This is a genomic window from Clostridium ihumii AP5 (assembly GCF_000612845.1).
GTDB lineage: Bacteria > Bacillota > Clostridia > Clostridiales > Clostridiaceae > Clostridium_J > Clostridium_J ihumii.
The window spans coordinates 20916-33055 of the sequence record NZ_CCAT010000040.1 but is presented as its reverse complement, the minus strand read 5'-3'; the positions used below and the strand labels follow the sequence as shown (position 1 = coordinate 33055).

The 12140-nt window shown below is 27.1% G+C and carries 10 protein-coding genes and 2 riboswitches; of the genes, 1 reads left to right on the top strand and 9 read right to left on the bottom strand.

The features are described from left to right. Nucleotides 1-9: 9 nt before the first annotated feature. The 9 genes from hemB to BN346_RS05020 form a co-directional block, all read right to left on the bottom strand. Nucleotides 10-978: a porphobilinogen synthase gene (gene hemB, locus BN346_RS05060; RefSeq protein WP_034440139.1), complete on the bottom strand. Its 969-nt coding sequence runs from the start codon at nt 976-978 to the stop codon at nt 10-12. 487 nt (nt 979-1465) lie between these two features. Continuing rightward, nucleotides 1466-2929, bottom strand: a complete 1464-nt coding sequence (gene cobA, locus BN346_RS05055) for a uroporphyrinogen-III C-methyltransferase (protein WP_034440138.1) — start codon at nt 2927-2929, stop codon at nt 1466-1468. Between the two features lie 12 nt (nt 2930-2941). Next, the gene (gene hemC / locus BN346_RS05050) at nt 2942-3823 is read right to left on the bottom strand and encodes a hydroxymethylbilane synthase (RefSeq protein ID WP_034440137.1); all 882 of its coding nucleotides are present in this window, start codon (nt 3821-3823) and stop codon (nt 2942-2944) included. Further along, the gene (locus BN346_RS05045) at nt 3792-4424 is read right to left on the bottom strand and encodes an NAD(P)-dependent oxidoreductase (RefSeq protein WP_034440136.1); all 633 of its coding nucleotides are present in this window, start codon (nt 4422-4424) and stop codon (nt 3792-3794) included. The genes hemC and BN346_RS05045 overlap by 32 nt, the downstream gene beginning before the upstream one ends. A gap of 15 nt (nt 4425-4439) precedes the next feature. Beyond that, nucleotides 4440-5531, bottom strand: a complete 1092-nt coding sequence (locus tag BN346_RS05040; RefSeq protein WP_034440135.1) for a pyridoxal phosphate-dependent aminotransferase — start codon at nt 5529-5531, stop codon at nt 4440-4442. Nucleotides 5532-5561: 30 nt separating this feature from the next. Next, complete coding sequence (cbiB, locus tag BN346_RS05035; RefSeq protein ID WP_051540057.1) at nt 5562-6578, bottom strand: adenosylcobinamide-phosphate synthase CbiB; 1017 nt, start codon at nt 6576-6578, stop codon at nt 5562-5564. Nucleotides 6579-6624: 46 nt separating this feature from the next. After that, the gene (locus tag BN346_RS05030; RefSeq protein WP_034440134.1) at nt 6625-8124 is read right to left on the bottom strand and encodes a cobyric acid synthase; all 1500 of its coding nucleotides are present in this window, start codon (nt 8122-8124) and stop codon (nt 6625-6627) included. Between the two features lie 194 nt (nt 8125-8318). Continuing rightward, nucleotides 8319-8502: riboswitch (cobalamin riboswitch) on the bottom strand. A gap of 427 nt (nt 8503-8929) precedes the next feature. Then, on the bottom strand, nt 8930-9472 hold the full coding sequence (gene yfcE / locus BN346_RS05025; RefSeq protein ID WP_034440132.1) for a phosphodiesterase: 543 nt from the start codon (nt 9470-9472) through the stop codon (nt 8930-8932). Nucleotides 9473-9525: 53 nt separating this feature from the next. Continuing rightward, the gene (locus tag BN346_RS05020; protein ID WP_051540044.1) at nt 9526-10047 is read right to left on the bottom strand and encodes a GNAT family N-acetyltransferase; all 522 of its coding nucleotides are present in this window, start codon (nt 10045-10047) and stop codon (nt 9526-9528) included. Between the two features lie 398 nt (nt 10048-10445). Continuing rightward, a riboswitch (cobalamin riboswitch) is annotated at nt 10446-10623 on the top strand. Between the two features lie 219 nt (nt 10624-10842). Between BN346_RS05020 and hemA the strand changes: the two genes are divergently transcribed. After that, on the top strand, nt 10843-12069 hold the full coding sequence (hemA, locus tag BN346_RS05015; RefSeq protein ID WP_034440130.1) for a glutamyl-tRNA reductase: 1227 nt from the start codon (nt 10843-10845) through the stop codon (nt 12067-12069). Nucleotides 12070-12140 lie beyond the last annotated feature (71 nt).

Here is a 12140-nt window from a genome sequence, read left to right as displayed (position 1 = left end):
CTTCACTCTCTAATTTTCATTTAGCCATTCTGATGCTTGTAATGCATAGTATGTTATTATTAATTTTGCTCCAGCTCTTTTTATAGATGTTAACATCTCAAGCGCTGCTGCTCTTTCATCTAATAAGCCATTTTCACTAGCACATTTTATCATTGCATATTCACCACTTACATTGTAAGCTGCTATTGGAATATTAAACATATCATATGCTGCTTTAACTACATCTAAATATATCATTGCTGGTTTTACCATTATAATATCAGCACCTTCAACAATGTCTGCTTCTATTTCTCTTAATGCTTCACGACCATTTGCTGGATCCATTTGATAAGTTTTTCTATCGCCAAATTGTGGAGCTGAATTAGCTGCTGCTCTAAATGGACCATACATAGCTGAACAATACTTAGCACTATATGCCATTATTGAAACATAATCATATCCATTTTCATCTAAAATATCTCTTATTGCCCCAATTCTTCCATCCATCATATCTGAAGGAGCAACCATGTCAGCACCTGCTTTTGCATGTGATAATGCAATTCTAGCTATTACTTCTACTGACTTATCATTAACAACTCTTTCACCTTCTATAATTCCACAATGTCCATGACTAGTATATTGACACATACAAACATCTGTTATTACAAATAAATTTTTATCTAATTCTTTTATTTTTCTAACAGCTTTTTGAACTATACCATTTTCTTCAAAAGCAGAAGTTCCAACTTCATCTTTATGATCTGGTAATCCAAACACTATAACCCCTCTTACTTTTGCTTTTTTTACATCTTCTATAACTTCTGGTAATCTATCTAATGACCAGTGATAGTTTCCCTTTAAAGATGATATTTCCTCTTTTATATTTTCTCCCTCAACAACAAAAATAGGGAATATAAAATCATTTGTATTTAATATAGTTTCTCTCACCATTGATCTTATTGCATCATTTTCTCTTAGTCTTCTTAATCCTGTTAACATAAAAAACACCCCTTATAAATCTTTCTTACTTCTTAAGTTTTTCATCTATTCATCATTAAAGCTTCAACTTATTTGCATTATTACATTTGCAACCAATTAACAATAATAGTGAATATCATTCACTCCGTTTTTAATATTTAAAATAGAAATACCTAAAAATTATCTTTTTAACTAATTTGCTATATAAATTTAAAATAACAAACTTATCAATTCAAAACTTCAATTCAAAACTTTTTTCATCAAGGAGCAGGAATTATTTAAATAAGTATTTCTTTAAAAATTGATTTAGAAAATCTTATTAATTTGTGTTTTATTTTCAGGACCTGAACCCAAGGACGGGTTCAGCGACTGCCTAGACAGGACGTCGATTCAGCCGTTTAGTCCTGTAAATAAAATATCAAATTTATTAGAGTTTCTTTGAAATTTTTATGAATAACGTTTTAAATAATTCCTACTCCTTGTAATAACATTATTCTCATTTTATATTTTAATTATATAATTCAATAAGTTTATTTATTAAGCCTTCGTTGCTACTTTCATCACATACTATATGATCTATTTGATTTTCATTAAGTTTTATAGACGTTATTGGCCCTATAGATACCACTGTTTTCTTTTTTATATCCTCTACACTAGTTAGCTTTATCATATTTTCTACTGTACTTGGGCTAGTAAATATTACCGCATCACACTCTGAAAATCTATTTACACCTAAGTTGTCACCAACTTCTGGTTCATATATATGACATTCATCAACTATACATCCCTTATCTTCTAAAGCTTCTACTAAAAAGTTTCTTGCTTTTTTAGATCTTGGAAGAAGTATCTTATCATTTGGTTTTATGATATCCTTCATTTGTTCAAATAGTTTTTCAGCTACATATTCTTTAGCACATAACACAGGAATTACACCATACTGTCTTACTTTTTTATCACTTGCTGGTCCTATTGTAACAAACTTAGCTTTTATATTTCTTATATCAATTTCTTTTTCTATTAAATGTTCAAAGAATACCTTTGCTGCATTTGCACTTGTTATAACTATGTAATCATAATGTGGTAATTTTTCTACATATTGATCTAAATTCTCTCCAGTTGGCTTTATCTTTATAGAATTTATTTCTGTAACTTCAGCACCTAAGTCAACAAGTTTTGCTCTTATTTCTTTGCTTTGTTCTTTCGTTCTTGTTACACAAATATTTTTGCCAAATAAAGGTTTATTTTCAAACCAATTTAACTTATCATTGAACTTAACAACATCACCAACAACTATTATACTAGGATTAGAAAGTCCACCTTCTATAGCTTTTTCCTTTATATCCTTTAATGTTCCAATTGCTTTTTTTTGCTTTGATGTTGTTCCCCTCATAACTACTCCACAAGGTGTAGTCTCATCCATTCCATTTTCAATTAAGCTTTTAGTTATTAATTCTAACTTTTCAAAACCCATCATAAAAATTAAAGTTCCTTTTAGCTTGGATATAACTGAAAAGTCTAAGTCCATATTATCTTTGCTTTTTGCTGTAAAAATATGAAATCCTCTTGCAATTCCTCTATGCGTTACTGGAATTCCACCATAATTTAAAACTGATATAGGTGATGTTACCCCTGGTACAACTTCAAATTCTATGTTTTCCTCTAATAAAGAAAGTGCTTCTTCTCCACCTCTTCCAAAAACATATGGATCTCCACCTTTTACTCTTCCAACAATATGTCCTTCTTTTGCAAGTTTAACTAGCATATTGTTTATTTCTTCTTGACTCTTATAATGACATCCTGGCTCTTTTCCACAATAATAAATTTCAGCATTGCTATTTACATATTGTAAAAAACTTTCTCCACAAAGTCTGTCATACATTATAGCTGTACAATTTTTAAGCACATTTACAGCTCTTAACGTTATAAGTTCTTCATGTCCTGGACCTGCACCAATTAAATATACTTTGCTCATATAAACTTCCTCCTATGAATTTAATATTAAAGAGGCAAGTTCCTCTCCTAATTTTATATTATCTTCTACTTTCCCATTAACTTCTTTTTTTACAAGTTTCCCATTTACTTCATATATTCCAATGATATTCATATTATCATCTTTTATTTCAGCATATGCACCTATTGTTGAATGACAATCACCCTTTAATGCTTTCATAAAACTTCTTTCAGCATCTACACATATTCTAGTTCTTTCATCATTTAATGATGTAAATACTTCTTTGTTTTTAAGTGTTTCATGAACCTCTATTCCTAATGCACCTTGTGCTATAGCTGGAACTATTTCTCTAACATCAAAATAGTTAGTTATTATGCATTCCATGCCAAGTCTTTTTAATCCAGCTGCTGCTAATATAATTCCATCTAAATTTTCTTTCTCTATTTTATCAAGTCTTGTTTGAACATTTCCTCTTATTGGAACAATTTCTAAATCAGGTCTTAATGCCTTCAATTGAGTAGCTCTTCTTCTACTACTTGTTCCTATTTTAGCTCCATTTTTTAACTCATTAAACTTAACTCCATTTAATGAAACAAATGCATCTCTAACATCTTCACGTATTGGACTTGCTGCTATTATAAACCCTTCTGGCAATTCATAAGGCATATCTTTCATACTATGCACAGCTGCATCCGCTTTTCCTTCAAGCATTAGAACTTCAAGCTCTTTTATAAAAAGTCCCTTGCCCCCTATTTTATCAAGTGTTACATCTAATCTTTTATCTCCTAAAGTATCTGTTAATACTTTTTCACACTTTACATTATGAGTTTTCTCTACAAGTTCCATTACATACTCTGTTTGAACTTGTGCTAATTTACTTTTTCTAGTTGCTATCTTCAAGGCTAAGACCTCCATAAAATAATTTTAAAATTTTTTCTCCATATCCTTTATTAAAAAAGTATAAAAAATCTTTTGTGCTTATAAAATTCATGACTTCTATTTTTTTCTTCATATCATCTATTGAATTTCGTACTTTCAAAGAAAACTCTACATAATCATCATATTTCATTAAACTCTCGCTCATAATATCTCTTACAAAAACAGATGTTTTTGGACTTTTCCCTTTAGTATGAAGTGCAAATACTATATTTTTGCTTTCTCCCATCGTTGGAGTTATACAAAGACTTTTCTCTACTTCCGTAGTATCTATATAGATTTTATAAGTTTTTTCACAATGATTCCTTATTGTATCGTTTAAGTTTTTATCACTGGTAGCAATAACTACTATATGACATTGATTTATCAAACTTTCACTATACATTTCACTAGATAGTGAAAGTCTTTCATATTCTAATAAACTTTTAAATTCACTGCAAAATTCTTGTGATATTACTTTTACACATGCACCTTTATTTAGGAAAGACTTAGACTTTATAAAACCCGCCTTTCCTCCACCTATAATAAGTACTTTTAACTTATTTGATTTTACTGATATAAAGCTCAATTCATCATTCATACAAAACACCTTTTATTACATTTTTATGCTTTTTAGTGCATCTATTAATTTTAAGTTTAAATTTTCATCTTTTATAGCGACTCTTATAAATTTATTATCTAAACCTTTATAATTATCACATTTTCTAATTATTATTTCTTGTTCTTTTAATTTTTCATATAATTCATTACAATTAATATCTCTAAGTTTAATAAGTATATAGTTTCCATATGTATTATATACTTTATCTATAAATTTAATATTTTTTAATTCATTAAGCATCATCTCTCTCTGAACTCTTATCCAATTTATAGATTGTTTTATGTATTCTATGTCTTTTAATGAATACTTTACAGCCACTTCTGCAAAGCAATTTACATTCCAAGGATTTTGCATTAAATTAAAATAATCAATGATTTTTTCATTTTTTGTTATTCCAAATCCAAATCTTACTCCTGGAAGCCCATAAAATTTTGTTATTGCTCTTACTATGAATAAACAATTATAATCATTAACAAGATCTATAAAGCTATTATTTATATCCAGTGTAAACTCAATAAATGCTTCATCTATTAAAATAATTTTTTTATTTTCTTCACAATAATCTAATATAGCTTTAAATTTTTCTTTATCAATTTTACATCCATTAGGATTATTAGGATTTCCTATAATCAATCCCTCTGTAGTTTTTACTTTTTCTAATATATCTTCATAATCATAATTAAAGTTTTCTTTTAAATATGAATATTTTAAAGTTACTCCATGCTTTCTTGCATTATCTTCATACTCAACAAAAGAAGGAACCACAATAGTTATTGATTTTAATGATTTTATTGCTAAATCCAAAATTTCCGATGCACCATTACCAAGTAATATGTTTTTATCATTAAATCCAAATTTTCTTTCATTTTGTCCAAAATAACTATAAGATTTATCTAGATACTCTTTTATATTACTTTTTAAAGCTCTATACTTTATATCTGGATAAACTGTAAGCATTGATACAGCTTCTTCTATATGCTCACTAAAACTTTTAGGAACACCTAAAGGGTTTATATTAGAACTAAAATCTATTAATGTTTTGCCCTTTAGTATTCCATCACTATAAATATCTCCTCCGTGTTTCAAAAACACCACCTCAATCTTTGAAATTATTATTTAAAATAAATTCATAACATATTTAGACTTTAATCTAAAAAGCTCCATTATTAAATAAATCATATATGCATATATTGAAATTAGTACAATAACCATTATAAGAACTAATAATACTTCACTTGCATACATAAGCTTTACTGATTTTTTTATATGTTCTTCTGTTAACTCATTTATATTATCTCCAATAGTTGGTTTATAAACAACTTCTCCAAAATATACATTTGTTCCACCAAGTTGAATCTTCAATGCTCCTGCTGTTGCTGCTTCTGGGTAAGCACAATTAGGACTTTTATGATTTTTTCTATCTCTAATCATAATTTTAAAGCTCTTAATTATATTTCCCTTAACAACAAAAGCACATAAACACATAAGAAGCCCTGTTAATCTTGCAGGTATAAAATTAAATACATCATCTACCTTTGCTGGGAAGAATCCTATATTCTTATACTTTTCATTTAAGTATCCAACCATAGAATCCATAGTATTTACACCTTTATACATCATTGCAAGTGGTGCACCACCAATTAATGCATAAAATATAGGTGCAATTATTCCATCTGAAGCATTTTCCGCAATTGTTTCTATATCTGCTCTTATTATTTCATGCTTAGAAAGTCCACTAGTATCTCTTCCAACTATATATGAAAGCTTAATTCTTGCATCATCTATATCATCTTTTTGCAAAGAATAATATACTTCCATAGCCGCTTTATCTAAACTTTTTGCTGCAAGTGTAGTCCAGATTATTAATACATTTAATATATGAAAAATTGGCCTACTTATAAGTGCAAATCTTAGGAGTATATATGGTATAAAGTAAGTCACTAAACATACTATTATAACCATAATTCCTCCAGCTCTTTTCAATTTTTCATTGTTACCATATTTATCTCTAAATTTCTTTTCTATTTTACTTATAAGTTTTCCTATATATATTATTGGATGAGGTAGCCAATTAGGATCACCTAATATAAAGTCTATAATCATGGCTACAAATACATAAATAATATTATTCATTAAATTAAAATTAAACAAAATATCACACCTAACTATAACTAGGACATTATTTTAGTCCCATAATTTTATATACTTTTTCCATATCTAAAGATGCACGAACTATATCTGCTAATTTATTTAATTCTTCTTCTCTTAAATTTTCATATGTAGAAGATTCTTTACATTCTATTCCTTTTTTACTTCTTAATTTATTTACTATAACTTCTCTAAAATCTACATTATCAAAAACTCCATGTAAATATGTACCTATAACATTTTTCTCATTATTTATAACACCATCTACATGACTACATTTCTCTTCATTCTCACTTGTTATTTCAAATAAAGGATTTGCATTTTCACCTAATTTTGTAACGCCCATATGTATTTCATATCCATATACATTTATTTTTTCTCTATCTGTTATAAAATTATTCTTATCTATTACATGTCCTTCAACTCTAGTTGTAACTTTTTTATCTTCAAAAGTAGTTTCAACATCTAAAAGACCTAATCCCTCTGTTTGTAGGTTTTCACTTTCTACTCTGTTAGGATCATTAATTTTTTTACCTAACATCTGATATCCACCACAAATTCCTACAACTTCACCAGTTTTGCTATATTCTTTTATTCTATCAAAAAGCCCACTCTTTTTTAGAGCATTTAAATCTTCTATTGTGTTTTTACTTCCTGGTATAATTAGTAAATCTGGATTTTTAAAATCATCTACAGACTCTATAAATCTTACTGATACATCTTCCTCAATTTTTAAAGCATCTATATCTGTAAAATTTGATATTCTAGGTAATTTTATAACTGCTATATCTATTTTGTCTGTTATTTCTTTATTTAACTCAACAGCTCCATCTTCATCTTCTAAAGCTAATCTAAAATGTGGTACAACGCCTATACAATCCTTTTTAGATATATCTTCAAGCATATCTATACCTGGTTTTAGTATATCCACATCACCTCTGAATTTATTTATAATTGTACCTTTTACTCTTTCTTTTTCATCATCTTTTAAAAGCACTAAAGTTCCAACTAATGATGCAAATACTCCACCTTTATCTATATCTCCAACTAATAATACTGGGGCATCTACAAGTTCTGCCATTCCCATATTAACTATATCTCTATCTCTTAAATTTATTTCTGCTGGACTACCTGCCCCCTCCATAACTATAACATCAAACTCTTTTTCTAATTTTTCAAAATCTCTTTTTAACATATCTCTAAATTGAAGTTTCATATTATGATATTCCATCGCAGTACTATTTCCATAAACTTCACCATTAACTATGATTTGACATTTTTTGTCACTAGTTGGCTTTAAAAGTATTGGATTCATATATGCTTCTGGTTCTAATCCACATGCATATGCTTGAAGGACTTGTGCTCGTCCCATTTCTTTACCATCTAAAGTTATGTATGAATTTAAAGACATATTCTGAGATTTATATGGACATACCTTATATCCATCTTGAGTTAATATTCTACAAAGTGCTGTTACTAATATGCTTTTTCCAACGGAAGATGCCGTTCCTTGAACCATTATTTTTGCCATGATTAAACATCCTTTCTAATACTGAGAATTTTCTATTTTTAGTATTTAAATTTTAAATACACTAAATTTAGTATAAATATTGAAAATTTAAAATGCATTTTCAATATTTTGCATAAAATAAATAGATATGCCATAAAGGGCATATCTATTTGTATAATTAAATAAATTATATACTAAATAGTTCTTTCCCTCCGAAAGCTTTTCTAATTTAGGCAGGTCTCCTGGCTCATGAGTCATCCTTGTCTTATCCTTCCCTATTTATCTCAAAATAAGTGGTTTTTTAAGACTCGTCATCAATTACAGTAGCGGGGGCTGCTATGGAATTTAACCATATTCCCTTTTCACTTATGTATAAGCACCTAAACACAATATTACATTGTTATTATTTTAATTATTTACGTTTTGATTATAAAATTAAATGGAAAACCTGTCAAGTAACACACTATAGGGTTCCAATATCAAATTTTAAATCACATCTTTATCAAATGATAATATTAATCTTACAGTTTATTTTATTATCATGATTGAAACCAATTAACAATTAACATTTATCAATTAACAATGATGGTGGATATCCCCGGGGATTGAAATCCTCGCTACAATGTTTTATTTGTGTTTCAAATAAAATTAATATAATATTTATCCATAAAAAGTTTATTTTGGAGAATAAATTCCCCATTATAGTATTCTTACTAATCATAGTTTTTAACTAATTTGTTCCACAAATTATTATAAAGATTTATTTTTAAAACTGATACTTCAGTTTTATCGTTAATTGTTAATTTTAGTACTATACCTTAAATTTTTAAAGTTCTATAGATTTTATTACATTTCCACATATATCTTTTATATAAAAAATATTGTCTTCTAATATTCCATAGCTATGCGGATTATTTTCTTTTGGATAAGATATTGAACCTGGATTGATTACATAAATATCATTTTCCTTTTTAGCTACTGGTATATGAGTATGTCCGTATATTAATACATCGCCTTCAGCTATGTTCAGCATATTTTTTTCACTGTATATGTGCCCATGTGTTATAAACACTCTCTTATTATCAGCTAGAATCACATTGTAATCCATCATGCAAGGATATTCTAAAAGCATTTGGTCTACATCTGCATCGCAATTTCCTCTTACACCTATAATTTTATTTTTATATTTATTTATAAGATTTGCAACTTCCTTTGGATTATATTCTTCTGGCAATGGATTTCTTGGGCCATGATATAAAACATCTCCTAAAATAACCATATAATCAGCATTCTCTTTTATAAATGCATCTACTCCTAATTTTGCGTATTTTAATGATCCATGAATATCTGACATAAAAAATAATTTCATTCCTTCAATTCTCCTTTTCATAAGTTTAACTAATAGAATAATACTATATTTTTCTAACTTTTATCTATTTTCATTGCATTAAATTCTTCTTTAGTCATTCTAAATAAAACTTCATTTTCTTTTTCTTCTACTATTGAAAATCCTACTTTTTTTAGTGCTTCAATTCCTTTTATATTCATTACATTGTCAAAAATAACTTCTCCACCAAATTCATTGAAGTAATAATCTAATATTAAATTTATTGCTTCAACTCCATATCCTCTTCGCCTAAAATTACTTTGTATTTTTACATTTAAGTCTGCACTTTTTAATTCATCATCATACCCATGAAAACTAACTTCCCCTACAGGCATGTCTTGAAAATTATATATAAGGGTGTAAAAATTCTTATTGTCACCTGGATATACCATTCTCTCATACCATGATATCCATCTTTCCTCATCAAAATTTATAACTCCACCAACATCACCCATGGTTTCTTTATCATTCCATAAAGTTTTTATATAGTTAAGCTCATTAAATTTTGGTTTTTTTATATAAACATTTTTTCCTTTTTTGATAATTTTATTTATCATACTTTCACCCCATTTATTAAAAATTTAGATAATTTTAGTTATGGAACTTTATGTCATGTAGACTCTTAATAAGCTATGGTGATTATAAAGTATTAGTTCATCTTCTTTACTTAAAATATCGTAATCTCTATATAAACCTTTTATACTTTATTATTTTTACTATATTTTTACATATAATTAATTATATCATAAATATTTATATCTTAATTTAAAATACAAAAACAAATAAATTATTTTTTATTTATTAGTTAATTTTTCAATATATTTTTCTAATTTTTGAATTAAACTTAAAATTTAAAACTATTTTACAATTTAATATTTTTTTCCTTATACTATCTTTTATTTTCTAATATTATATGTTATACTTTCCTTGACAAAAAATTTTATTTAAAATTTAATATGGTTATACTATTTATGGTACTAAATTTATAGTTTAATAGGGAAAGTGGTGCAAATCCACTACAGCCCCCGCTACTGTAACGGAGACAAATTTTGACCACTGAGTAAATTTTACTTGGGAAGGTAAAAGGAGAGTGACCCGTAAGTCAGGAGACCTGCCGTAAATTCTATCACACAACTTCGGGCGGAAGAAAAGTGTCGTTTATTGAATCTTAATGCTTGCTTATATAAACTCACACTTTGGTGAGTTTTTTTGTTTTTTCATAAATATATTATAATTAATTAAGATTATAGAAACAGACTTCTGCCTTTGCAGTTTGTTTCTCCTTTAGATTTTAAGTTATTTTATTATAAGTAACTTGAATCTTACAATACTATTTGGGAGATGATTCACAAATGTTTAGAGTAATAGGATTAAATAAAGATGTATCTTTAGATATACGTAGTAGATTTAGTATTAATTCTTCTGAACTTGAAAATTACTTACTAAAATTAAATATTTTTCTCGATGAAGTTATAATACTATCAACATGTAATAGAACAGAAATTTATTTTAATTCTTGTGAAAAAAATGATGATCTTTTATTAGACAACATATTTAGAACGTTAGATTGGAACTTAGATGATAAAAAATATACTTTTATATCTACTGGTGAAAATACTGTTCGTCATATAATGGAACTTTGTTCTGGTTTTCATTCTAAAATCTTAGGTGAAGATCAAATTTTAGGTCAAGTAAGAGATTCTTATTTTAAATCATTAGAACTTAACACTATAAAAGGTGAACTTGGTAGATTATTTTTAACTGCTATATCTTGTGGAAAAGAATTTAGAACAAAAACAGCATTGTATAAAATACCTGTTTCTTCTTCTTCAATTGCCATTAAAGAAGCTATTAGCAGTAATAAACGTAATTTTATGATTATTGGATTTGGAGATGTTGGAAAGCTATGTTTTAAAACTCTTACAGGTAATGAAAATAATTATGATAAACTTTACATAGCTTGTAGAAATGTTGAAAAAGTTAAAAATGATATGCTTCTACAAGACATTAATTCTAAAATAGAAGTAATAGATATTAAAAGTAAAAATACTTACTTAAACTTTATAGATGTTTTAATTAGTTGTACATCATCTAAAGAGTTTGTAGTACATAAAAGTGATGTTGAAAATTTAAATGAACTTCTAATTTTTGACCTTGCTGTTCCTAGAGATATTGATACCGCTATAGATAATTTATCTCATATCAAATTATATGATATTGATATGATTCATCTTATAGATGAAAAAAACAAAACTTTAAGAAAAAATATTATGAATGAACATTATGATATTATAAAGACTCATATGTATGAATATTTAAATTGGTATAAACTTAGAAGTCTATCTCCACATATTATGAAAATGGTTGAGTATAGTTCTAATATTTATAACCCACGGTTTAAAACTTACAAGCAAAAAAAGTTTACTAAAGACAATGATAAATTAGTAGAAACTTTAATAAAAAGTACTAGTAATGCTTATGTTAATAAAGCAATTGAAGTTTTAAAGGAAGAAACTTTAAATGGTAATGGAGAAGAAGCACTATATATAATAAGTAAAATTTTCTCTGATAAAAATTAACACATAAAAATTTTTGTATTTTTTTATCATTTGCACTTAATAATGTATAATTATAAAGAAAAGCATATAGG